The organism is Clostridium sp. JS66, assembly GCF_033561535.1.
GTDB lineage: Bacteria > Bacillota > Clostridia > Clostridiales > Clostridiaceae > Clostridium_AM > Clostridium_AM carboxidivorans.
In genome coordinates this window covers 5,864,821-5,890,778 of record NZ_CP131467.1, presented here as the reverse complement: position 1 = coordinate 5,890,778, position 25,958 = coordinate 5,864,821, and the positions used below count along the sequence as shown (strand labels likewise).

Below are 25,958 nucleotides of genomic sequence, written 5' to 3'. Positions count from 1 at the left end.
ATTAAATTTAGTTACAATTTACTTTCATGGTATGTAATAAACTAATAATTAAAAAAAGCTTGCAATTTAAAATAATATGCTGTATAATAGACAATGTCTTAGGGGTATGGCTCAACGGTAGAGTAGTGGTCTCCAAAACCATTGGTTGTGGGTTCAAATCCTACTGCCCCTGCCACTTAAAAGGTTTTTCGAGTTTCGAAAAACCTTTTTTTATTTTATATATAAATTTTCTGCTTTTTTTATTTTTAAAAAATTCCAGTTATAGTGTGGGAAAAATTATATGTGGCTCTAGTTAAAAATATTAACAGTAATATATTTACGATAAAATAGAAGAGTACAAAATAAAGTGTTCAGATTAATACATGTGTATTAATCTGAACACTTTATTTTTATTTTATTGAAACCAGAAGAATCAATATAATCAAGAGAATAATTGGGATATTGTAGGAAAATATTGTATAGATTTGGACAATTTTTTAACTAATAAAAATTTTCTCAATATATTAACAAGGTGAAAAAATGGTGATTTTACAATGGTTTACACGTAAAAATGTCTTTTTAGATGAATTCTTATGTGATTTGGCATTGGAATTGCTATTAATTAAAGTATGAAAAGTAAAGTAATTTAATTTGAAGTTAATTTTTTATCAAATATCTTGTATTTAGGAGGAGCAAATTTAAGAAATAAATATAAGATTTTACTAAAACAAAATATAATGCAAGTGTAAAGAAACCAGAAAAAAACAGAGAAATGTATGACAATTTATGCAATTGTCTGCCTTTCTCAGAAAGTGGGTGTATAGTTATGGATTTTGTTTTTCCACTCAGGCAGCATGTTGGAGCTCCATCCGAGGCACTGGTTCAGGAAAATGATTTTGTAAAAAGAGGGCAGATTATAGCAGGAAAGCCGCAAGGGGCATTGGGAACCAATATTTTTTCCAGTGTAGACGGCAGAGTGAAAACTGTTGATACAAATCAGATTGTGATTGAAGAATCGCAGACAGATTTTACAAAATACATATCTTTGCAAGGTGCAACACCAAAAGAGCTGATTGAAGAATCCGGAATTGTAGGATTGGGCGGTGCTGGATTTCCCACTTCTGTGAAACTGAATCTTCGTTTTGAAGGAAAAGGAACTGTCATCATTAATGCAGCTGAATGTGAACCAATTCTGTCGCACAATATAGCACGAATTGAAAAGGAACCGGAAAAACTTTTGGATGGACTGGCAATTATCATGAAGCTTGTCAATGCTGAAAAAGGGATTGTGGCTGTGAAAGGAATTCATAAAAAAGCGATTGAAAAACTGGAGAAGGCAAATGCAGACAGCCGGGTTTCTGTTCATGAACTGGATAATATTTATCCTATGGGTGAGGAGCGTGCCATCGTAAGAGAGACACTTGGAATACTTTTGGAACCAGAGCAACTTCCCATGGCAGCAGATGCAGTAGTTATTAATTCAGAAACTGCATTTCGTATCCGGGAAGCGGTAGAAGACAAAAAGCCGCTCATGGATAAGGATATGACTGTAGCTGGAAAATTAAAGGAAAATGCATCTATTCATGTATTATTGGATGTTCCGCTTGGGATGAGTGTAGCAAGGGTCTTGGAAATGTCAGGAGGACTTGGCAAAGAATATGGTGAACTGATTATGGGAGGTCCATTTACTGGCAAGAGAACTTCTTTGGAGGCACCAATTATTAAGACAACTGGAGCAATTATTGCAGCTGAGAGTTTTATGCCAGGACCGCCAAAGATCGGACTTTTGGTTTGCGCATGCGGTGCAAACAAAGAACGTCTGGAAGAACAGGCATCAAGTATGGGCTCTGAGGTAGTAGGAGTTGAGTATTGTAAACAGGCAAAGCAAGTTAAAAATACCCGAAAATGTGAGAACCCAGGAAAATGTCCAGGACAGGTGCAGAAGGTGATGGAATTAAAGAAAGCAGGAGCACAGGCTGTGCTGATAAGTAACTGTACAGACTGTAGCAATACTGTAATGTCATGTGCACCACAGTTAAAATTACCGGTTTATCATTGTACTGACGGGGCGATGCGTGCCGTTAATTATAAGATGATAAGAAGATTTAGAAGAGAAGAATAAGGAGAAATTAAAAATGTCTATAGTTAAAATTATCAGCTTATCATTGTACTGACGGTGCGGTGTGTACTGTTAATTATAAGATGATAAGAAGATTTAGAAAAGAAGAATAAGGAGGAATCAAAATGTCTATCACAAAGGAAACATTGCAGAAGCACTTAAAAGATCCTGCAATCTTTTGCTGCAGAAGAGAAAAAGGATTAGTTATAAGTGCAGCAGACCTGGAAGATCCGGGATTATTTGAAGATATGCAGGAAGCAGGTCTCTTAACATTAAGTTCCAATGGTTTGCGTATTGAGCAGGTAATCGGAAGCACACTGCTTAAGGATGTTGAGGCACTTACACCGATTACAAGAGATGTACTTGATAAGGTCAACGAAGTACAAGAAGAAGATGTATCCGAAGCACCACAGGAAGTTGAAGAGGCTCCGGAAGTTCAATCAAGAGTAGGAGGTAATGGAATGATTCATATTGAAATTGGAAAAGCAGAAAAATTTGAGGGCTTAAAGCTGGATGTACCAGTATTTGCCGGAGCAGCATCTGCAGCACCTGTTGAAGTGGCAGAGAAAAGTGGAGAGAAAAAGGTCATTCACAATCTTGTTAAAAAGCACATTAAAATTTCAGATGTAAAGCTTGGAGATAAGACTTCTATTAAAGATGGCGTTATTACCATTGATAAAGACATTGTTAAGAGTGCGGTAACAAAAGATGTACTGTGTAAGAGCCTTGAGTTAGATGTTATTTATCCAAATAAAAGACATATCCGTACAGAAACAATTATGGATGTTTGCCCAATCGCTACAAAAGTTGAAGGCGAGCTTGGCGAAGGTATCACAAAGGTTGCTGATGGTGTTGTATTCATGCTTACTGGTGTAGATGAAGATGGCGTACAGGTTCATGAGTTTGGTTCTTCCGAAGGATATTTGGATGAGAAGATGTATTTCGGACATCCAGGATGTGCAGATGAAAATGATATTATTATCCGTTGTCATGCAGTTATTCAAAGATTGTCAGGAATGACAAGACCAGGTCCATTTGCTGCACATAAATGTCAGGATTACGTTATTCAGGCAATTCGTGATGAACTAAAAGAGTATGAAGGTGAAGTTGTTCGTGAAGAAATTTGCGAAGATGTACGAAGAGAAGGAAATCCTCGTGTAGTATTAATAAAAGAAATTATGGGACAGGGAGCTATGCATGATAATGTTATCTGCCCAGTAGAACCTTGTGGAGTCCTTGGTGGACAGAAGAATGTAGACTGCGGTAATGTTCCAATTATATTAACACCAAATCAGGTAAGAGATGGATCCATCCATGCATTAACTTGTATTGGACCTGCAACAAAAGAAATGACACGTCATTATATTAGAGAACCTCTCGTAGAAGGCTTGGCAGTAGATGATGAGCTGGATCTAGTAGGCGTTATTTGTGTCGGTTCTCCACAGGTTAACGATGAAAAACTTTGGGTATCTGAAAGACTTGGTTCTTTGCTTGAAGCACTAGATCTTGATGGTGCTATCATTACAACAGAAGGCTTTGGAAATAACCATATCGACTTCATTCAACATATTGGTCAGGCTGGAAAGAGAGGCATTCCAGTAGTTGGTGTATCCTTCTGTGCATATCAGGGTCAATTGGTAGTTGGTAATGAATATGCTACAGCAATGGTTGAAGAAAACATGGACAAGGGCGGATTTGAAAACGATATTGCGGGATGCTCATGTGTAACTAAGGAAGTAGCTGCACGTGCAATCCAGATGCTTAAGAATAAAATGGCAGGTGTGGAAATCAAACCTGCTGAAAAGAAATGGAACAATGATGTTATCAATACAAACAACAGGATTTTAGGACTTCCTGAAACAAAGCTTGTTGAAAGTGGAACATTACACTAATGGATTATATAATTAACCCCGTAAAAATGGGAGGACTCGTGAAAGAGGTGTTTGAAGACAGAGTTAAGGTTCATCTTCATGGACGTTTGGGAGTTATTACGGTTCCAAAATATCTGATTATGAGTGATGAGCCTCTGGCCATCGGTCATGAGATGGAATTTTATTTCAGTTATATTCAGGTTGTAGAAGACCCATTTGATTATGACTGCTCGGATATGAAAACGGATCACGAGATAACTCCATGCTTACTGGGAGGAAAAATAACACAAGTAAATGATACTGCCATAAAAGTGGCAATAATGAATGATTTGGGAACCATAGGAGTGCCGCGACGTTGGGCATTCACGCCAGTCACCATGGAAGAAGGACAGGATGTGGAGTTCTATTTAAGTTGTATGAAAGTGATTGGCAAACGGGATATCCCAGCAGAATCAATTTAAGGAGGAAGAACAATGAAATTAACAACAAAAAAAGGGATGCAATCTGAAATATTTGTACCTATTACACCAAAACCAGTATTTACAGAATTGAAAAAACCACTGAGTGAGTGCAAGGTTGCTTTTATTACAGCAGGTGGAATTCATAAAAAAGACCAAACACCATATAATACATCTGGTGATTTCTCTTATCGTGTAATTCCATTTGACACACCATCTGATCAGTTGATGGTAACACATGGTGGATTCGATAACTCCGATATTAATAAAGACGTTAACGCTATGTTCCCAATTGATCGTCTTCATGAGCTGGTAGACGAAGGATTCATCGGTTCTTTGCCTAAAGAGACATATACATTCATGGGCGGCGGCGGAAACGTTGAGAAATTCAGGGATGAGACTGGTCCAGAAATTGCCCGTAAATTAAAGGAGCAGGGTGTAGATATTGTTCTTTGTACAGGTGGATGCGGAACCTGCCATCGTTCAGCAACAATTGTTACTAGATGCTGTGAAGAAGCAGGCATGAGTTGCTGCGTAATTGCTGCACTCCCTCCAATTGCAAGACAGCAGGGAGCACCTAGAATTACAGCTCCTCATGTACCAATCGGATCAAATGCTGGAGAACCACACAACATTCCACAGCAGACAGCAATTGTAAAAGAATCTTTAGAATGGGTTCGTGATTGCCCAAGCTTTAATGCAACAAAGATATTACCTTACGAATACCGTCATAACGTATAAATTTGTTTTAGTAAAGACGACAAAGAGGCTGTCATATTATGGCAGCCTCCTTGTATGATTTTCTTTATAAATAGAAAATAATGAATCATGCAGAATGGAGGTATAATATGGGCCTGGGACCAAGTATTAAAATGACAACGCTGCATCATTTTCGGTGTCCGGTAACAGAAGCACTTTCAAAGGAAAAAGATATTGAGTTTACGGGTATTATTGTAGATGGGGTATCCGAGGTTTGCGATGATAAAGTTTATACGGCAAAACGTGTCGGTGATATCGCACAGATTATGCGTGCAGATGCGGCAATTGTTGCAATTGACGCATGGGGAAACCATCATGTAGATTTTGTTAATGTAATTGAGCAGCTTGGTATCCGGGGAATCCCAAGTGTTGGACTCAGCTATATCGCCCAACAGGGACGGCTTGTCTGCACTAACAGCTATGTGGACTGTGTGATAGATTTCAATAAAAGCGCAGCTGGATATGAATCTTGTGTTGTAGGAGAGAACAATCTGACGGATTATGATGCAATGAAGGCTGTTGCACTGGTGAAAAATAAGCTCCGGAAGGCTGGAAAATCGGTAGATACAGGATTAGATGAACCAGAACAGAGTCTTCGAAGGCTGACCCGTAAGGTATTTTGTATTCATGAAGTCTGTTTAGGTGAGAAGACGGAGATTGACAATGGTGTGCTGACTATACGAAAGGGAATTGAAAAGAGCCTAGTTCAATCGGAACCGAGAGTCAAGGATATCAAGGTTAGTATCATTGAGCCGGGAAATTATGATATGTTTGTTAATTCCAATATAGACTACTCTCCCATTGCCTGTAAGGTGAGGGGAGAACTGGGAGAGGGTATTACACATCTGCTTTCTGGAGTAACTGTCATGATAACTGGTGTTGAGGATAAGAGTGGATTTCAGCCGTCTAATATAGGTTCTTCAGAAGGAGTGTTGAAAAATCAGGTTGTACTGGATCGTGCTGGCACACCAAAATCAACTGATTATATCCTTCATGTTGATGTGCTGTTTGAAGAGGGTGAAGGAAGAACGGCAGAAGGTATTATGGCAGGACATCGGGCGGCAGACTGGATTGTTCAGGAAATCCGGAAGGTGCTTGTGAATCTGAATAATATGCCGTATACAAGAGAGGAATTCAGTGATGTTGCGCGGCCGGGCAAACGTAAAGTTATCCTTGTAAAGATCGTATCAGGCCTGGGGAATATGTATGATACTGCCATGTTTCCATATGAGCCAGGGGGATTACTTGGAGCTCACAATATGAGGGTTTCTCAAAATTTACCATATGTGATTACCCCAAATCAATGCAGGGATGGAGTTATTCATTCACTACTGTAATCAGATATTGTAATACAAGGTGCTGCTTAAGGGAGTTGTTAGGATTTATGTCCTCAACATTAAAAAAGTTTATGAATTGTTGATTGATCCTGCTAAAGTTTTAAAACAAGTAGAATTGTAAAAATGCAAATTTACTTGTTTTTTTATTTTACCAATTTGTCTATTAAGAGATGATAAAGTATTTTTTTATGTATAAGTTTATGAAGAAATACAATTTAAACTGAAAGGAACTGAATACTTTGAAGTTTGAAAATTATTTCATTAATTATACACTGTGTGAAAATTATGAAAAAAAAATAATCAGCATGTAAGATGATTTTAAAAAAAATATATGGTATCCTATTTTTACAAAATAATTTATAATTTTTAATTTTGCTGTATCTAGAAATTTACAAAAAATAATTTATATATAGTAGCAATTAAGGTAAAACATTATTAACGCCCATCTCTAAAAGGATAAAATTATAGCTCTTGTGCAAATTTTATCCTTTTTATAAAAATTTGTTTTAGAGTAATAAAAAAATTTTTTTTATTATAATTCCCATGGAAATAGTGGAAATATCGTATAAAATTTGTATGAAAAATATTATTTTTTTATGTTATCAGCATTTTAAAAATATGTTTTTTTGTAGAAATGAAATATAAATGTCGAAATAAATCGAATATATAATGATGGTAAAAGGCTTGGAATAAGTTGAAAAGTATAATCCACATAAACTATTTTTTAGAAATTTTCAAAATGTTTAAGTTTAAATAAATGATAATTAAAAAATTAACAATCTAGTATGTGAAAAATGGAATTTTATAATGGCAAACCAAATAATATGATCTTGTAACATAATAATGGATATATTCAAAAATAAATAATTAAAGTTAATATATGTAAACTCAAATTTTGGAAATTTTAATGGAAAAATAATAAAAAAAATTTTGCAATTTATATATGGGTTGTGATATTATAATGATTAGAAAGACATTTACGAAGTCGTTCAAATATTTTCTTAAAAATCTTTAAAAAAGTGTATGTATTTTCCACTTTGAATTCTATTAAGTATTTTTACAAATGCTAAAAATCATGTTTAATCTCATTCAATAATTTACCAAATTGGATTCTAAAAAATTTAAAAAATATAGAAATGAAGGTTAAATTTGCTTAGCAATTATTGCAATATTAAGATTTTTATGAAAATAGATGTTTAATTTTTAACGTTTTTAGGGTACATAAGTATAATTTCTTTATTAAATTAAATGAAAAAGATTATAATTGTAATTTTTATATACAATTATTTTCTAAATAAAAAAACAATAGGGTTTTAGGTAATTAAGAGGAATTAACTCCGATATTATTTAAAGGGGTAATTCAGCAAGGAGGGAATTTATTAAAATGGATGAAAAAGTACTTTCAATTGACAAGACTACACTTGAAATGTTGGACAAGGCTAAAAAAGATGGTGTGGAAACAGCTTGGGACAGAAGAGATGCTTTAAAAACACCTTGTGGATTTGGTTCAGCAGGTGTATGCTGTAGAAACTGTAATTTAGGACCTTGTAGAGTAAGCCCAGTTCCAGGAAAAGGTGTACAAAGAGGTATTTGTGGTGCTGACGCAGGTGTTATCGTTTCCAGAAATTTTGCTAGAATGGTTGCAGGTGGAGCAGCTGCTCACTCAGATCATGTTAGAAGTATAGCTCTTGAACTATATCATACATCTCCTGATGGTGATATAAAGGTTAAAGATGAAAAGAAATTGATGAAAGTAGCAGAAAGATTTAATGTTCCAACAGAAGGTAGAGATATATACGATATAGCTCATGATGTTGCACAAGCAGGATTAAATGATTTCGGTAGACAAATGGGAGAAGTTAATTTCCCACCAACCCTTCCTAAAAAGAGAAAAGAAATTTGGGATAATTTAGGAATAACTCCTAGAGGATTTGATAGAGAAGTAGTTTCAATCATGCATTCAACACATATAGGCTGTATGGCAGATGCTGAACCTATGATCAAAATGGCTTTAAGATGTGGACTTGCAGATGGTTGGATGGGATCATATATGGCTACAGAGTTTAGTGATATAATGTTTGGAACACCTCATTCAATAGGTACTGAAGCAAACTTAGGAGTTTTAGGAGGCAATTCAGTAAATATTGTTTTACATGGCCACGAACCAGTACTTTCAGAAATGATTGTACAAGCAGCTGAAGAACCAGAAATGATAGCTTTAGCTAAAGAGCAAGGAGCAGATGGAATAAATCTTTGTGGTATGTGCTGTACTGCAAATGAAGCTACTATGAGACATGGTATTAAATTGGCAGGAAACTTTATGCAACAAGAATTAGCAGTAGTAACGGGTGCTGTTGAAGCTTTAGTAGTTGATGTACAATGTATATTCCCTGCACTAGCAAAATTATCTGAATCATATCATACTAAATTCATAACAACTTCACCAAAAGCTCATATTAAGGGATCAGTTCGTATGGAAATGGATGAAGAACATCCGCTTCAAACAGCTAGAGAAATTGTAAAATCAGCAATAATGAACTTTAAAAATAGAGATAAGAGCAAGGTTATGATACCAGAACTTAAATCAGAAGCAGTAGTTGGATATAGTACAGAAGAAATATTAAATAAATTAGATGGAGTTGTAAATTCTCAAATAGGACCAATGCAGACTACAAAACCTTTAGGAGATGTTATAGTTGCAGGCGTTTTAAGAGGAGCAGCAGCTGTAGTTGGATGTAATAATCCAAAGGTTCAACATGATTTTGGCCACATAGAAACTATAAAAGGCTTAATCAAAAATGATGTTATTGTCGTTGTTACAGGTTGTGCAGCTCAAGCAGCAGCTAAAGCAGGATTACTTAAGAAGGAAGCAAGAGAACTTGCAGGCCCAGGACTTAAAAAGGTATGCGAATTAGTAGATATACCACCAGTACTTCATATGGGTTCTTGTGTTGATATAAGTCGTATTTTAGAGTTAGTAGGCTCTGTAGCTAATCGTTTAGGTGTAGATTTTAGTGACTTACCAGTAGCTGGTGTAGCTCCAGAATGGATGTCAGAGAAAGCAGTTTCTATAGGATGTTATGTAGTAGCTTCTGGTATTGATACTTGGCTTGGAGTTGCTCCTCCAGTAACAGGTAGCCCAGAAGTTGTAGATATCTTAACTAATAAAATGGAAGATTGGGTAGGAGCTAAATTCTTTATCCAACCAGATCCACATAAGGCAGTAGATGAAATAGTAGCCAGAATTAATGAAAAACGTAAAAAATTAGGAATATAAAGTAGTATAATTAAAATAGTATAAAAATAGTGTAATAGTAATTGCTCTGTTAAATGAGCAAATATTATGCCAATCTACCAATGCAAGGTACTATCTTAACTAATAATTTCTAAAATCAAAATGATACAAAAACTTTCTCGAAATGATAAAAAGTGTATGCCGATTATCATTTCGAGAAAGAATTTACTTGAAACTCATTATAAGGACTTTAAATAACTAGTGAGAAGGGGGAACTATAATATGAAAATGAAAATGGCTATAACGGGAAAAGGTGGTGTAGGCAAAAGCACTTTTTCTGCCATAATAAGTAGGATATATGCAGAGGAAGGGTATAAGGTATTGGCTGTAGATGCAGATCCAGATCCTAATTTAGCTTTAGCATTAGGGTTCCCACAAGAAATAATTAATGAAATAGTACCAATATCAGAAATGAAAAAGCTAGTGGCAGAGAGAACCAATTCCACACCAGGTGCTTTTGGAAAAATGTTTAAAATAAATCCAAAGGTTGATGATATACCTGAAAGATATTGCAAAGAATATAATGGTGTCAGAGTGTTAACGATGGGAACTGTTGATACTGGTGGAACTGGTTGTATCTGTCCAGAAAATGTACTTCTAAAGAAGCTAACTTCACATTTAATACTTCAAAATAAAGATATAGTAATTATGGATATGGAAGCAGGTATTGAACATTTAGGAAGAGGAACAGCTCAAGGTGTAGATGTGTTTGTTGTAGTAGTAGAACCAGGAATTAGAAGTATTCAAACATACCATCATGTAAAAAAATTAGCAAAAGATATAGGCATAGACAAGGTTTTTGTAGTTGCAAATAAAATTAAAAATGAAGAAGATGAAAGATATGTACTTGAAAATGTAGGTGAAGATGCTTGTCTTGGATTTATGCACTATCGTGAAAATGTAGGAACTTCTGACAGGGTTAACCAGTCTCCATACGATTCCAGTAAGGAAACCGTAGAAGAGGTAAAAAAAATAAAAGAAAAGTTAGAAGGGCAGGTAATTTAAAACATATAATTTTTTAATAAGTTTGACCAGTCTCCATATAATTCCATAGGGGGAATTATAGAAGAGGTTAAAAATAAAAGAAAAATTAGAGATGGGGGTATTTTAAATGGATTTTAAATCAGACATCGAAATAGCACAAGAGTGTAAAATGGAGGACATTAGAAAAATAGCTGAAAAAGCAGGTATACCTGAAGATGACATCGAGCTTTATGGAAAGTACAAAGCAAAAGTAAATTATAATCTTTTGAAAACAACTCCTAGTAAAAACGGCAAGTTAATATTATGTACAGCAATCAATCCAACACCAGCAGGAGAAGGAAAAACTACTACATCAATAGGTGTAGCTGACGCTTTATCAAAATTAGGCAAAAATACAATAGTTGCGTTAAGAGAACCATCATTAGGACCAGTATTTGGAGTTAAAGGTGGAGCAGCAGGTGGTGGATATGCACAAGTTGTTCCAATGGAAGACATCAACTTACACTTCACTGGAGATTTCCATGCAATAGGAGCAGCTAACAATTTACTAGCTGCAATGGTAGACAACCATATATATCAAGGAAATGCTCTAGACATTGATCCAAGAAGAATTGTTTGGAGAAGATGTGTTGACATGAATGACAGACAATTAAGATTTATAACAGATGGTTTAGGCGGAAAAGCTAATGGAATGCCAAGAGAAGATGGTTTTGATATAACTGTTGCTTCAGAAATAATGGCTATATTCTGCTTAGCTAGTAACATAACTGATTTAAAAGAAAGACTTGCTAGAATAGTTGTAGCATATACAAGAAGTGGAGATCCTGTAACAGCTGGACAAATAAAAGCACAAGGACCAATGGCTGCATTACTTAAAGATGCATTAAAACCAAATCTAGTTCAAACTCTTGAAGGAACACCAGCATTTGTTCATGGTGGACCATTTGCTAACATAGCTCATGGATGTAATTCAGTAATAGCTACAAGAATGGCTACTCATTTTGCTGATTACGTAGTTACAGAGGCAGGTTTCGGTGCTGACCTTGGAGCAGAAAAATTCTTAGATATTAAATGTAGAATGGCTGGATTAAAACCAGATGCAGTTGTAATAGTTGCTACAGTAAGAGCATTAAAATACAACGGCGGAGTTCCAAAGGCTGATTTAAATAATGAAAACTTAGAAGCTCTTGAAAAAGGACTTCCAAACTTATTAAAGCATGTTGAAAATATAACTAAGGTATATAAATTACCAGCAGTAGTTGCAATAAATGAATTCCCAACTGATACACAAGCTGAGTTAAAGCTAGTTGAAAATAAATGTAAGGAGCTTGGCGTAAATGTTAAGTTATCACAAGTTTGGGCAAAAGGCGGAGAAGGCGGCATAGAAGTTGCTAAAGAAGTAATGAGATTGATAGATGAAGGAAAGAATGATTTCCAATTTGCATATGATGAAAAATTATCAATTAAAGAAAAAATAGCAGCTATATCTAAGAAGATTTATGGTGCTGATGATGCAGTATTTACACCACAAGCTGAAAAGGAAATAGCAGAATTAGAAAAGAATGGTTTTGGACAAACACCAGTATGTATAGCAAAAACTCAGTATTCTTTAACTGATGATCAGACTAAACTTGGTAGACCAACAGGATTTAATATTACAGTAAGACAAGTAACAATTTCAGCAGGTGCAGGTTTTGTTGTTGCTGTAACTGGATCAATAATGAAAATGCCAGGACTTCCTAAGGTTCCAGCAGCTGAAAGAATTGATGTTGATGAAAATGGAGTAATAAGCGGATTATTCTAATTTCAGAGGAGGAAATTACGATGAAACTAGCAGACAAAACTTGTACAGATTTTATAGAAGTTCTTGCATCAAAGGCAGCGGTACCTGGTGGAGGTGGAGCTGCAGCTTTAGTAGGAGCTATAGGAATGGCATTAGGAAGTATGGTTTGTAACCTTACTATAGGAAAGAAAAAATATGCTCAGTATGAAGAAAAAGTTCAAGGTATACTTGATAAAGCAGGACAGCTTCAGGAAGAACTACTAAAACTTATAGATGCTGATGCAGAATGCTTCCTTCCTCTTTCAAAAGCATATGGTATGCCTAAGGAAACTGAAGAGGAGAAAAAGTTAAAAGAAGAAACTTTGCAGAAATGTTTAAAGTCTGCTTGCGAAGTTCCAGTAGCTATAGTTAAACAGTGTTATGAATCTATAAAACTTCATGAAGCACTAGTAGATAACTGCTCTATGCTTGCCATAAGCGATGTTGGAGTTGGGGTACAGGCTTTAAGAGCTGCTATAATTGGTGCTCAATTAAATGTAATAATCAACATAAATTCAATTAAAGATGAAGCTTATGTTGAAAAAGTAAAGAAGGAAACGGAACCTTTAATACAAGATGGAATAAAAATATCGGATGAAGTTTATGAAAAAGTAGTGAAAGCACTTAGTAAATAACAGCTTTAATTAATTAGATAAAATAATATCCAGGGGGAGAAGTTCAACTTCTTCCCAGGGGTGTTAAAACAATTAAATCCTATTAATTAATAATTTTGTTTATGAAGGAGATTGTAAGTATGGGTCAAATAATTAAGGGAAAACCAGTTGCAGATGCGATAAGTACGGTTTTAACTAAGGAAGTAGAAGAATTAAAGGCTAAGGGTATTACTCCAAAACTTACTATAGTAAGAGTTGGAGCAAACGGAAGTGACCTTGCTTATGAGAGAGGAGCTCTTAAAAGATGTGCTTCTATAGGAATAGAAACAGAAGTAAAAGAGCTTCCAGAAAACATAGAACAAGACGATTTCATAGCAGAACTTAAGAAAGTAAATGAAGATAAAGCTACTAATGGTATATTAATCTTTAGACCATTCCCAAAACAACTAGATGAAAGTGTTATTAAATATATAATCGCACCAGAAAAGGATGTTGATTGTTTTAGTCCTGTAAATGTTGCTAAATTAATGGAAAAGGATGAAACTGGTTTTGCACCTTGTACTCCATCAGCAGTAATTGAAATATTAAAACATTATAATGTGCCTATGAAAGGAAAAAATGCTGTAGTAATAGGAAGATCTATGGTAGTAGGAAAACCAGTATCAATGTTGCTCTTAAATGAAAATGCAACAGTTACTATATGCCACTCAAGAACTCAAGACATGCCTTCAGTAACTTCCAAAGCTGATATAGTAATAGTTGGAATTGGTAAAGCTAAAATGATAGATTCTAAATATATTGGGGATGAAGCTGTAGTTATAGATGTTGGTATCAATGTTGATGAAAAAGGAAATCTATGCGGAGATGCAGATACTGACAGTTGTATAGAAAAGGCTTCAATGATAACACCAGTTCCAGCAGGAGTAGGTTCAGTTACAACTTCAATACTTGCTAAGCATGTGGTAAAAGCATGTAAATTGCAAAATAATCTAGTATAAGCATTTATTAAGATGGGGGAATAAGAATGATTATTTCAGAAAAAAAGCCTTTTGAAGAGGTACTCGGATATCTTAAAGATAGTAAAAAAGTAATATTAACAGGTTGTTCTTTATGTGCTTCCACTTGTAAAGTAGGCGGAGAAGAAGAAGTATTGGAAATGAAAACTAAATTAGAGGAAAATGGTAAAGTAGTTTTAGGATATAAAATACTAGATCCTTCCTGTAATTTATTGAAAACTAGAAAGGATTTAAAAGCCTTAAAGGAAGAATTAAAAGAGGCCGATGCAGTTTTATCCATGGCTTGCGGCGACGGAACTCAAACAGTTGCAAAACTTTTGAAGATTCCTGTTTATCCAGCTAACAATACATCATTTATAGGAGAAATAGAAAGAGTTGGACAATATAAGGAAGCTTGCAAAGCTTGTGGAAATTGCCAACTTGGATGGAGTGGAGGAATCTGTCCAATAACAATGTGCGCTAAAGGTCTTTTAAATGGACCTTGTGGTGGTGCAAGAGATGGAAAATGTGAAGTGGATCCAGAAAATGACTGTGCATGGATTTTGATATATAACAAGTTAAAAGAACTAAACAAGCTTGATAATTTATTAGAAATTAAAGAGCCAAGAGATTATCAAGTTAATGCTCATCCAAGAAAAGTAGATTTAAGAGATAAGGAATAATTCTAAGGGGGATTAAAAATGAGCCTATTGAAAGAAGCGTTCGAAAGAGGAGAATTTGGAATAACAGCAGAAATGGCTCCTCCAAAAGGTATAGATCTTTCTCATTTGATAGAATGTGCTAAAGCAATAAAGGGGAGAGCTCATGGAGTTAATGTTACAGATTTTCAATCTGCAACTTTAAAGGCCACTTCTTTAGCAACATGTAAAGTGTTAAAGGATGCAGGATTAGAGCCTGTTCTTCAAATAACAGGGAGAGATAGAAATAGAATAGCAATTCAAGGGGAACTTTTATCTGCAGGGGTATTTGGAATCGAAAATGTACTAGCTCTTACAGGAGATTATACAATGACAGGAGATCACCCAGGAGCTAAACCAGTTTATGATTTGGATAGTGTAGGAATACTTAGTGTTGCAAGCACTATAGCACAAGGAAAAGATATGTCAGGTAACGATTTAACTGGTACACCTAAATTTTATTTAGGAGCTTGTGTAACTCCAAGATATGATCCTTTAGAATTACAAATTTTAAAAATGGAAAAGAAAATAAAAGCTGGTGCTAAATTTTTTCAAACACAAGCTGTATATGATATAGATACTTTAAAAATGTTTAGAGAAAAAACTAAGCATTTAGATGCAAAACTTATGGTGGGTATAATTCCATTAAAGTCAGCAGGTATGGCCAAATATATGAATAAAAATGTTCCAGGAATATTTGTTCCAGATGAATTAATTGAAAGAATGAAAGGTGCGGAAAATAAAGTTCAAGAAGGAATAAAAATATCTGGAGAGTTTATAAAGAAGGTAAAAGAAGAAGGTCTTTGTGATGGAGTTCACATAATGGCAATTGGTGCGGAAGAAAATGTGCCATTAATATTAGATCAAGCAGGATTATAAAATCGAAGGGGCGATTATAAATGAAAATAGTTGTTATTGGTGGGGGACCAGGCGGATATGTAGCGGCACTTAAAGCTGCAATGTTAGGCGCAGATGTTACTGTAGTTGAAAAAGGCAAAGTAGGGGGAACTTGCTTAAATGTAGGATGCATACCTACAAAAGCTCTACTTGCTTGTTCAGACGTATTAAATACAGTAAAAGAAGCTAAGAAATTTGGTATTAATTTTGAAGCTGATGTAAAAGCTGATTTTGCAGCGATAATGGAAAGAAAAGAAAAAGTTGTTACTAACCTTGTAAAGGGGATCGAGTATTTGTTTGAAGGCAAGGGAGTAAAACTTGTAAGGGGAGCAGGAAGATTAGTAAGCAATAAAGAAGTTGAAGTTACAAAGGAAGATGGAACAAAGGAAAGTATATCAGCCGACAAGATAATTCTTTCTACAGGTTCTATACCAGTAGTTCCAAGATTTCTTCCTTATGACGGAAAAAATGTAATGACTTCTGATGAAGTTTTGAACCTTAAGGAGCAACCAAAATCAATGATTATTGTTGGTGGAGGTGTAATAGGTTGTGAAATAGGACAGTTCTTAAGTAGACTTGGAACTGAAGTTAAAATAGTAGAAATGCTGCCACAATTATTACCTCTTGAAGATGAAGATACAGCAAAAATACTGCAAAGAAGCTTTAAACAGGGAAAGATAAAGTTCTTTGTAGGTGATGGTATTTCAACTGTAGAAGTTGGAGAGGGTAATGTAGTTGCAACTCTACAAAGTGGTAAAAAAGTAGAAGCAGAAAAGATGCTTGTAGCTATTGGTAGAAGACCATATACTGATGGCCTTGGATTAGAAGAATTAGGAATACAAGCTGATAGAGGTAAAGTAATAGTTAATGAGTATTTAGAAACTAATATAGAAGGAATTTATGCTATAGGTGATTTAACTATAAGTCCTGATTTAGCTCATGTAGCTTCAAGACAAGGTATTGTAGCCGTAGAAAATGCTATATTAGATAAAAAGAAGAAGATGAGCTATAAAGCTGTACCAGGCTGTGTGTTCACAGAACCAGAAGTTGCTTCTGTTGGTATGAAAGAAAAGCAAGCTAAAGAAGCTGGAATAAATTATAAAGTAGGAAAATTTGATTTCAGAGGATTAGGAAAAGCTCAAGCTATGGGTAAATTACAAGGTTTTGTAAAGGTAATTACAGATGAAAAAGATGTAATTATTGGAGCTGCTATAATTGGAGAACGTGCAGCAGATATGCTTGGCGAATTAACAGTAGCTTGTGAGCTTGGCTTAACAGCAGAACAAGTAGGAGAAGTAATTCATCCACATCCAACTTTATGTGAAGGAATTATGGAAGCACTTCATGATGTTCATAAACAATGTGTTCATTCAGTAGAGTAAAGAGTAGGATTTAAATACCCTATGCATGACAATAGGAGGAGGTTATACAATGGCATATAAAATAGCTGTAGCAGGAAAAGGTGGAACTGGTAAAACTACATTAACAGGATTATTAATAGATTATCTTGTAAAAAAAGGAGAAAGACCAATACTCGCTGTAGATGCTGATGCAAATGCTAATTTAAATGAAGTTTTAGGTGAAGAAGTAGAAGAAACTATAGGTGACATAAAAGAAGATGTAAACCAAAAATCACTTGAGGGTAATAAATTTCCGGGAGGCATGTTAAAAGCTGATTATTTAAAATACAAATTAAATACATCCATAACGGAAGGCGATGGCTATGACATGATTGTAATGGGAAGATCCCAAGGGCCTGGATGCTATTGTTATGTAAATGGGGTGTTAAAGGCTCAGATAGATTCTTTAGCTGCAAATTATGAATATATAATTATAGATAATGAAGCTGGAATGGAGCATTTAAGCAGGAAGCTAGTTGAGAATATTGATACATTATTTTTAATCAGCGACTGCTCTAGAAGAGGTATTCAAGCTGTAGGAAGAATAAGAAGACTAGTTGATGAATTGAAATTAAAAGTAGGCCAAATTTTTCTTATAGTTAATAGAGCTCCAGAAGGCAAAATAAATGATGGAACTATGGAAGAAATAAAAAAACAAGATCTAGATTTATTAGGTGTTGTACCTATGGATTCCACTATTTATGAGTATGATACAAGTGGGAAACCTCTAGTAGATATGCCAGAGGATTCCCCTTCTAAAAAAACATTATATGATATTTTATCAAAAATCCAATTTAATAAATAATTTAAGGAGGCATTAAGTTATGTTCAAAAAGTCAGTACAGAAATTTTCAGGAAAGATTTGTGAAGTAGAAATTGGAACAGGTGAAAAAGCTATAAAATTAGGTGGAGAAAGTGTTCTTCCTTTTTATTCCTTTGATGGAAATACAGGAAACGCTCCTAAATTAGGTATGGATATTACAGACGATTTAGAAGGTTGGCCAAAGGCAATATTAGAACTTTATAAAGATGTATGTAATGATCCAGTTGCTTGGGCAAAGTGTATTGAAGAAAAATATGCTCCTGATTTTATCTGTTTAAAATTAGATTCAGCAGATCCAAATGGAAAAGATAATTCAGTTGAAGAGTGTGCTAAAACAGCAAAAGCTGTAGTAGAAGCTATAAAAACTCCTCTTGTTGTAGCTGGAACAGGAAATCATGATAAGGATGCTAAGTTATTTGAAAAAATTGCTCAAGAATTAGATGGACACAATGTTCTTCTTTTATCAGCAGTAGAAGATAACTATAAAACTATAGCAGCAGCAGGTGCTATGGCTTATAATCATAAGATTGGTGCAGAATCATCCGTTGACATAAACCTTGCAAAACAAATAAACATATTAGTAAATCAATTAGGTGTTGGTAATGAAAAGATAGTTGATAATGTAGGATGTTCAGCAGCAGGGTATGGATATGAATATGTTATTTCAACTTTAGACAGAGTTAGACTTGCAGCATTAGGACAAGATGATAAAACTTTGCAGGTACCTATAATTACACCAGTTGCATTTGAAACTTGGAAGGTAAAAGAATCAGTTGATGAAGAAACATGGGACAACCTAGAAGAAAGAGGAATTTCTATGGAAGTTTCAACAGCAGCAGGTGTTCTAGCATCAGGATCAAATGCAGTAATTTTACGTCATCCAAAATCATTAGAAACTATTAAAAAATTTGTAAGCGAATTATTAGCTTAATGTAAATTTAAATTTATACTGGGATTTAAATAAGGGAGGATTCAAAATGGCTTTAAAAGGATTAGATATATTTAAATTAACACCAAAAAAGAATTGTAAAGATTGCGGATTTCCAACTTGTTTGGCATTTTCAATGAAGGTTGCAGCAGGAGCTGTAGAAATAGGAAAATGTCCACATATGAGCTCTGAAGCTTTAGAAAAATTATCAGAAGCTACAGCACCAATAATGAAAACTATAACAATAGGTAAAGGTGATACTGAATATAAATTAGGCGGAGAGACTGTTATGTTCCGTCATGAAAAAACATTAGTAAATAGAAATAGATTTGCAGTTTTATTAAGTGATTCTATGGATGATGCTGAAGTAGATGCTAAAATTGCACATATGAAAGAAGTTGAATATGTAAGAATCGGCGAAGATATGAAAGTTGAATTTGCAGCATTAAAATATGCTGGAAATAAAGATAAATATATTGCTTTAATTAATAAAGTAAAAGCAAGTGGCTTAAAGGTTGCTTATGCATTAATTTGTGAAGATGCTGGAGTTGCTAAAGAAGCTTTAGATTTAGTTAAAGATGAAAATCCGTTAGTATACGGTGCTAATAAAGACAATTATGCTGCTTTTGTTGAATTAGTAAAAGCGGACAATCTAGCATTAGGAGTAAAAGCTGAAAGCTTAGAAGCATTATATGCTTTAGTTGAAGAAATACACAAATTAGGATATAAGAATTTAGTTCTTGATCCAGGTTCAGCTTCAATAAAAGAAGCTTTTGAAAATACAGTTCAAATAAGAAGAATAAATATTCAAGATCAAGACAGAGTATTTGGTTATCCTTCAATACTATTTGTAGATGAACTTTCAAAAGGCGATAAGTTCATGGAAGTTGCATTATCTACATTATTTACAATGAAATATGGTTCATTAATAGTTTTAAGTGATATGGATTATGTTAGAGCATTACCTCTATATGGAGTAAGACAAAACATATTCACAGATCCTCAGAAACCAATGAGAGTTGAACCAGGTATATATGGATTTAATGGTGCAGATGAAAATTCACCAGTAATATGTACTGTTGACTTTGCATTAACTTACTTTATAGTAACTGGAGAAGTTGAAAGATCTAAGATGCCAGTTTGGATGTTAATTCCAGATGCAGGTGGATACTCAGTTCTTACTTCTTGGGCTGCTGGTAAGTTTACATCAACTGTTATTTCAGAATTTGTAAAAGAATCAGGAATAGAAAGCAAAACTAAGTGTAGAAAACTTATACTTCCAGGAAAAGTTGCTGTTTTGAAAGGCGATTTGGAAGAGAAATTACCAGGTTGGGATATTACAGTTGGAACAACAGAAGCTATGTTTATTCCTAAATTCTTAAAAGAGTTAAATATTAAATAATAAAAGTATTCAAGTTTGCAATTGAGAATCAGGTTTTGTCTTGATTCTCAATTATAAATAATATAAAATTTTATTTTTAAAAAATTAATGATATAAAACAGGGGGGTCATTTGAAAATGGATAAATTTATTGTTATTGGTGAAAGAATACACTGCATATCTCCAGCTATCAGAAAGGCTATAGAAGAAAGAAACCCAGAACAAATTTTAAAAAGAGCAAAAGAACAATTAGACGCAGGCGCTAATTATTTAGATTTCAACATAGGACCAGCTGAAAAAGATGGAGAAGAAATAATGAAATGGGGAGTTCAATTACTTCAAAAAGAATTTGACAATGTTCCTCTTGCATTGGATACAACAAATAAAAAAGCAATAGAAGCTGGACTTAAAGTTTATAATAGAGAAAAAGGAAAACCAATTGTAAATTCAGCTGATGCTGGTGGTAGAATTGAAAATATAGATTTAGCTGCAGAATATGAAGCTATGTGTATTGCATTATGTGCAAAAGAAGGTATAACTAAAGACAATGATGAAAGAATGGCTTATTGTACAGAAATGCTTGAAAGAGGAATGGGTCTTGGAATGGAACCAACAGATTTATTATTTGATCCATTGTTCCTAGTAATAAAAGGAATGCAAGATAAACAAAAAGAAGTTCTAGAAGCTATTAGACTTATAAGTGAAATGGGACTTAGAACTTGCTGTGGATTAAGTAATGTTTCTAATGGTGCACCAAAGACTATAAGACCAATAATGGATGCTACTTTTGCAGCAATGGCTATACAATGTGGATTGACTTCAGCCATAATGAATCCATGTGATTTAAGATTAATGGAAACAATTAAAACATGCGATGTTGTAAATGGAGCTGTTTTATATGCTGATTCTTATTTAGAACTATAATTTTATATAAATTTTAATTTTAGGGAGGGGCAAAAAAATGAATTTATATCAAACTGTATTCACTGGCTCAAAGCAAGCATTAAAAGCTGCTGAGGATTTAGTTAAAAAGGTCGTAGATGAAAAAGGTAAGGATTGTAAGGTTGCATTCCCTGATACTGCATATTCATTGTCAGTATTATATTCTGCTACAGGCAAAAAAGTTACAAATGTAGGAGAATTGGAAGCTTCTCTAGACGTAGTTAGAAGTTTAATAGTCGAAGAGGAAATGTTAGATAAGTTATTAAATTCTGGTCTTGCTACAGCAGTTGCAGCAGAAATAATTGAAGCTTGTAAATATGTTCTTTCAGATACTCCATATTCTGCACCTTGTGTAGGATTTGTATCAGATCCAATAATTCGTTCATTAGGAGTACCACTAGTTACTGGTGATATCCCTGGTGTAGCAGTTGTACTTGGAGAATGTCCAGATGCTGAAACTGCAGCAAAAGTAATAAAAGATTATCAATCAAAAGGATTACTTACTTTCTTAGTTGGAAAAGTAATAGACCAAGCTGTAGAAGCTAAGGTTAAAATGGGTCTTGATTTAAGAGTTATACCTCTTGGATATGATGTTACTTCAGTAATTCATGTTGTAACAGTTGCTATAAGAGCAGCATTGATATTCGGAGGAGTTAAGCCAGGTAATTTACCAGAATTCTTGAAATATACAGCTGAAAGAGTTCCAGCATTTGTAAATGCTTTTGGACCATTAAGTGAACTTGTAGTATCAGCAGGCGCAGGTGCTATTGCATTAGGATTCCCTGTAATAACTGATCAGGTTGTACCAGAAGTTCCTACATTATTATTAACTCAAAAGGATTATGATAAAGTAGTTAAGACTTCTCTTGAAGCAAGAAAGATAAAGATAAAGATCACTGAAATTCCAATTCCAGTTGCATTTGCAGCAGCATTCGAAGGTGAGAGAATAAGAAAAGGCGATATGCATATTGAATTTGGTGCTGGAAAGACTGAAGCTTGGGAATTAGTAATGAGTGGAGATTCAAGTGAAGTCGAAGATCATAAAATAGAAATAATAGGACCAGACATTGACTCTTTAAAAGATATTCCAGGAAGATTGCCTATGGGAATGTTAGTTAAAGTATCTGGTGCTAACATGCAAAAAGATTTTGAACCAGTTCTAGAAAGAAGACTTCATTACTTCTTGAACTATATTGAAGGTGTAATGCATGTTGGACAAAGAAATATGACTCAATTAAGAATAAGTAAAGAAGCTTTTGATAAAGGCTTTAGATTAAAAGACTTTGGTGAAGTAATATATGCTAAAATGTTAGATGAATTTGGTTCAGTTGTTGATAAATGTGAAGTTACATTAATTACAGAGCTAGATAAAGTTCATGAATTAAAAGATAAGCTTGCTATGCCAAGATTTGCAGAGAGAGATGAAAGACTTGAATCATTAATAGATGAAAATGTTGATACTTTCTATTCATGTAACCTTTGTCAATCTTTTGCTCCAGCACATGTATGTATAGTAACTCCAGAAAGATTAGGACTTTGCGGTGCAGTTTCATGGCTTGACGCAAAAGCAACACTTGAATTAAATCCAACAGGACCATGTCAAGCAGTACCAAAAGAAGGTTTAGTAGATGAAAATGCAGGTATTTGGGAAAAGGTAAATGATACTGTTTCAAAAATATCTCAAGGTGCTGTAAATAATGTTACATTATATAGTATATTACAAGATCCTATGACATCTTGTGGATGCTTTGAATGTATAACAGGTATAATGCCAGAAGCTAATGGTGTTGTAATAGTAAACAGAGAACATGGAGCAACAACTCCTCTTGGAATGACATTTGGTGAACTTGCATCAATGACAGGTGGTGGAGTACAGACTCCAGGATTTATGGGACACGGTAGATCATTTATTCCATCAAAGAAATTTATGAAAGCTGAAGGTGGAATAGGCAGAATAGTATGGATGCCAAAGGAATTAAAAGATTTCGTAGCAGAAAAATTAAATAAGACTGCTAAAGAACTATATGGAGTAGATAATTTTGCAGATATGATATGTGATGAAAGTATAGCTGTAGAATCAGATGCAGTAGTAGCATTCTTGGAGGAAAAAGGACATCCAGCATTAACTATGGATCCAATAATGTAGTAAAATTTATGATATGACATTAATTAGGATGTCAGAATACCAAAATCCTGGCACTCTGGCATCCTAATTTCTAATTATAACCTAAATAAAATTATAAAAGAGGTGTGGTAAAATGGATTTTCCAGAAAATTTATATTATAGTAAAGAACACACATGGGTTAAAGTAGATGGAGATACGGCTTTAATAGGAATAAGTGATTTTGCACAAGATCAACTTGGTGAAATACTATTTGTTGAAATGCCAGAAGTAGAAGATGAAATAACTCAGGATAAAGCATTTGGAGTAGTTGAATCTTCAAAGAAAGCATCTGATTTAATAGCACCTTTATCTGGCGAAGTATTAGAAGTGAATGAAAAATTGGACGATGAGCCAGAATATATAAATGAAAATGCTTATGATGCATGGATAGCAAAAATTAAGATAAGCGATAAAGGTGAACTTGATAATTTATTAAGTGCTTCAAAATACGAGGCAAGCTTAAAGTAGAAAGAACTTCTCGGTTTTTTAGCCGAGAAAGTTTTTTTTAAGGAGGTATTTACAAGATATGGCAAAGGTTAAATTTGTTCCATATAATAAAGAAATAGAAGTACGGCAAGGGGAAAATTTATTAGAAGTAGCTAGAAAAGCAGAAATATTTATAGATGCACCTTGTAATGGAAATAGTGTTTGTGGGAAATGTAAAGTTAAAATAGTTGAAGGAAAAGTAAGTGCAGAAAAAGATAGGCATATAAGTGATGATGAGTGGAATGAAGGCTATGTTTTAGCGTGTTCTTCAAGTGTTATTGGAGATATTACAGTAGAAATACCATTAAATGCTTCATCTTCTATGCATAATATGAAAATAGAAGCTTTATCAGGAGAAAGAGAAAACAAAATATTTGAAAAGGCAAAGAGACAAATTTTAGCTAAGGGTATGGAATTTAAAACTTATGTAAAGAAAGATTATGTAGAGTTAGATCTTCCAACTTTAAATGATAATATATCAGATTTTGAGAGAATAAAGAGGCATTTAAGAAACAAATTAGGTTATAATCAAGTGTTTTGCAGACTTCCTATGCTTAGAAAAATACCTCCGATTTTAAGAGAAGCTAATTTTAATATAACTATAACTCATATACCAAGAGGTCAAGGAAAAACTACAATAATCAATATAGAAAAAGGAGATACAACAAATAAACTATACGGTGTGGCTTTAGACATTGGAACCACATCTGTAGCTGCATGTTTGGTAGATTTGTATGGTGGAAAACTTGTAGCAAAAGCATCCTCAGGAAATGCGCAAATAAAGTATGGTGCAGATGTTATTAATAGAATAATGTATTCTACTAAAAAGAATGGACTTCATGAATTAAATCATGCAGTAATACAAGAAACCATAAATCCAATTTTAAACAAAATGTGTGGAGATTCAGGCATAGATAGAGATGAAATAGTATCTCTTATAATAGCAGGAAATACAACCATGTCTCATCTATTTTTGGGAATTTATCCAGATTTTTTGAGAATGGAGCCATATATACCTGCTTTTGTTAAACCACCTTTTATAAAAGCCTCAGAATTAGGGGTAGAGGTTAACCCTGAAACCTTTGTATATTTAGCACCTTGTGTAGCAAGTTATGTTGGAGGAGATATAACAGCAGGAGTATTATCATCAGGAATGTGGGATGTTGATGAAAATGTACTTTTTATTGATTTAGGTACAAATGGAGAAATTGTTTTTGGAAACAAGGAATTTTTAATGACTTGTGCTTGTTCTGCAGGACCTGCTTTTGAAGGTGGGGAAATTAGCTGTGGAATGAGAGCTGCAAGTGGTGCTATAGAAAAAGTTACTATAGACAAAAAAAGTTATGAGCCTAAAGTTATCGTAATAGGTAATGATAAGCCTTCAGGAATTTGCGGATCTGGAATCATCGATTTAATATGTGAAATGATGCTTTCTGGAATAATAGATAGAAAAGGTAAAATAGTGAAAAATTTAAATACAAATAGAACTAAATTTGACGAGCATGGAATTGGCGAATATATACTTGTATTTAAAGAAGAATATAATTTAGAGAAGAATATAACAATCACAGAGGTTGATATAGATAATTTTATAAGAGCTAAAGCTGCTATTTATTCAGGTATTACCATGCTTTTAAATAATCTTGGAATGGATTTTTCAATGATAGATAAGATTTATATAGCAGGTGGTATAGGAAATAGCTTAGACGTTGAAAATTCAGTAAAGATAGGTATGTTACCTGATGTAGAGAGGTCTAAGATTGAATATATAGGAAATAGTTCTTTAATGGGATGTTATTTAACTTTAATGAGTGAAGATGCTAGACATAAGTTAGAGGAAATATCAAATAGTATGACTTATGTAGAATTAAGTGTAGAACCTGGGTATATGGATGAGTTTGTATCAGCATGCTTCTTGCCTCATACTGATATAGAAAAGTTCCCAACAGTGAAAGCGTTACTTTCTAAATAAATGAACTTGATATATTTTACAAAAAGAGTATATT

The 25,958-nt window shown here is 34.1% G+C and carries 20 protein-coding genes and 1 tRNA gene; all 21 read left to right on the top strand.

Features of this window, described 5'->3' with window-relative positions:
• The first annotated feature begins 100 nt into the window (after positions 1-100).
• The 21 genes from Q6H37_RS27335 (at position 101) to acsV (ending at position 25,924) form a co-directional block, all read left to right on the top strand.
• Positions 101-175, top strand: a tRNA-Trp gene (locus Q6H37_RS27335).
• 630 nt (positions 176-805) lie between these two features.
• Positions 806-2,101, top strand: a complete 1,296-nt coding sequence (gene prdC / locus Q6H37_RS27330; protein WP_318738040.1) for a proline reductase-associated electron transfer protein PrdC — start codon at positions 806-808, stop codon at positions 2,099-2,101.
• A gap of 122 nt (positions 2,102-2,223) precedes the next feature.
• Entirely contained in the window at positions 2,224-3,990 is a 1,767-nt protein-coding gene (gene prdA / locus Q6H37_RS27325) for a D-proline reductase (dithiol) proprotein PrdA (RefSeq protein ID WP_318738038.1), read from the top strand.
• Entirely contained in the window at positions 3,990-4,430 is a 441-nt protein-coding gene (locus Q6H37_RS27320) for a CBO2463/CBO2479 domain-containing protein (RefSeq protein ID WP_318738037.1), read from the top strand. The genes prdA and Q6H37_RS27320 overlap by 1 nt, the downstream gene beginning before the upstream one ends.
• Before the next feature lie 12 nt (positions 4,431-4,442).
• Positions 4,443-5,168 carry a D-proline reductase (dithiol) protein PrdB gene (prdB, locus tag Q6H37_RS27315; protein ID WP_318738035.1) on the top strand — a complete coding sequence of 242 codons (726 nt, stop codon included), beginning with the start codon at positions 4,443-4,445 and terminating at the stop codon, positions 5,166-5,168.
• Between the two features lie 107 nt (positions 5,169-5,275).
• Positions 5,276-6,523 carry a glycine/sarcosine/betaine reductase component B subunit gene (locus Q6H37_RS27310; protein ID WP_318738033.1) on the top strand — a complete coding sequence of 416 codons (1,248 nt, stop codon included), beginning with the start codon at positions 5,276-5,278 and terminating at the stop codon, positions 6,521-6,523.
• 1,384 nt (positions 6,524-7,907) lie between these two features.
• Positions 7,908-9,800 (top strand): anaerobic carbon-monoxide dehydrogenase catalytic subunit, encoded by a 1,893-nt coding sequence (cooS, locus tag Q6H37_RS27305; protein WP_318738032.1) that lies wholly within the window; start codon positions 7,908-7,910, stop codon positions 9,798-9,800.
• Positions 9,801-10,046: 246 nt separating this feature from the next.
• A complete protein-coding gene (locus tag Q6H37_RS27300) occupies positions 10,047-10,823 on the top strand; it encodes an AAA family ATPase (RefSeq protein ID WP_318743182.1) in 777 nt (258 codons plus the stop codon).
• Between the two features lie 106 nt (positions 10,824-10,929).
• A complete protein-coding gene (locus Q6H37_RS27295) occupies positions 10,930-12,606 on the top strand; it encodes a formate--tetrahydrofolate ligase (RefSeq protein WP_318738030.1) in 1,677 nt (558 codons plus the stop codon).
• A gap of 20 nt (positions 12,607-12,626) precedes the next feature.
• Positions 12,627-13,259 carry a cyclodeaminase/cyclohydrolase family protein gene (locus Q6H37_RS27290; protein WP_318738028.1) on the top strand — a complete coding sequence of 211 codons (633 nt, stop codon included), beginning with the start codon at positions 12,627-12,629 and terminating at the stop codon, positions 13,257-13,259.
• A 119-nt stretch (positions 13,260-13,378) separates the two neighbouring features.
• Positions 13,379-14,236, top strand: coding sequence for a bifunctional 5,10-methylenetetrahydrofolate dehydrogenase/5,10-methenyltetrahydrofolate cyclohydrolase (locus tag Q6H37_RS27285; protein WP_318738026.1), 858 nt, complete (start codon positions 13,379-13,381; stop codon positions 14,234-14,236).
• 26 nt (positions 14,237-14,262) lie between these two features.
• Positions 14,263-14,916 carry a methylenetetrahydrofolate reductase C-terminal domain-containing protein gene (locus tag Q6H37_RS27280; protein ID WP_318738025.1) on the top strand — a complete coding sequence of 218 codons (654 nt, stop codon included), beginning with the start codon at positions 14,263-14,265 and terminating at the stop codon, positions 14,914-14,916.
• 18 nt (positions 14,917-14,934) lie between these two features.
• Positions 14,935-15,810, top strand: coding sequence for a methylenetetrahydrofolate reductase (locus Q6H37_RS27275; protein ID WP_318738023.1), 876 nt, complete (start codon positions 14,935-14,937; stop codon positions 15,808-15,810).
• A 20-nt stretch (positions 15,811-15,830) separates the two neighbouring features.
• A complete protein-coding gene (lpdA, locus tag Q6H37_RS27270) occupies positions 15,831-17,210 on the top strand; it encodes a dihydrolipoyl dehydrogenase (protein WP_318738021.1) in 1,380 nt (459 codons plus the stop codon).
• A gap of 49 nt (positions 17,211-17,259) precedes the next feature.
• Positions 17,260-18,033, top strand: a complete 774-nt coding sequence (locus tag Q6H37_RS27265; protein ID WP_318738019.1) for an AAA family ATPase — start codon at positions 17,260-17,262, stop codon at positions 18,031-18,033.
• A 19-nt stretch (positions 18,034-18,052) separates the two neighbouring features.
• Positions 18,053-18,982 carry an acetyl-CoA decarbonylase/synthase complex subunit delta gene (gene acsD, locus Q6H37_RS27260; protein WP_007061838.1) on the top strand — a complete coding sequence of 310 codons (930 nt, stop codon included), beginning with the start codon at positions 18,053-18,055 and terminating at the stop codon, positions 18,980-18,982.
• A gap of 46 nt (positions 18,983-19,028) precedes the next feature.
• Positions 19,029-20,381, top strand: a complete 1,353-nt coding sequence (gene acsC / locus Q6H37_RS27255; RefSeq protein ID WP_318738016.1) for an acetyl-CoA decarbonylase/synthase complex subunit gamma — start codon at positions 19,029-19,031, stop codon at positions 20,379-20,381.
• Positions 20,382-20,497: 116 nt separating this feature from the next.
• Positions 20,498-21,283 carry a carbon monoxide dehydrogenase/acetyl-CoA synthase methytransferase subunit gene (gene acsE / locus Q6H37_RS27250; protein ID WP_318738015.1) on the top strand — a complete coding sequence of 262 codons (786 nt, stop codon included), beginning with the start codon at positions 20,498-20,500 and terminating at the stop codon, positions 21,281-21,283.
• Positions 21,284-21,320: 37 nt separating this feature from the next.
• Positions 21,321-23,447: an acetyl-CoA decarbonylase/synthase complex subunit alpha/beta gene (gene acsB, locus Q6H37_RS27245; protein ID WP_318738013.1), complete on the top strand. Its 2,127-nt coding sequence runs from the start codon at positions 21,321-21,323 to the stop codon at positions 23,445-23,447.
• 112 nt (positions 23,448-23,559) lie between these two features.
• A complete protein-coding gene (gene gcvH, locus Q6H37_RS27240; RefSeq protein WP_318738011.1) occupies positions 23,560-23,934 on the top strand; it encodes a glycine cleavage system protein GcvH in 375 nt (124 codons plus the stop codon).
• A gap of 58 nt (positions 23,935-23,992) precedes the next feature.
• Complete coding sequence (gene acsV / locus Q6H37_RS27235; protein ID WP_318738008.1) at positions 23,993-25,924, top strand: corrinoid activation/regeneration protein AcsV; 1,932 nt, start codon at positions 23,993-23,995, stop codon at positions 25,922-25,924.
• Positions 25,925-25,958: the final 34 nt, after the last annotated feature.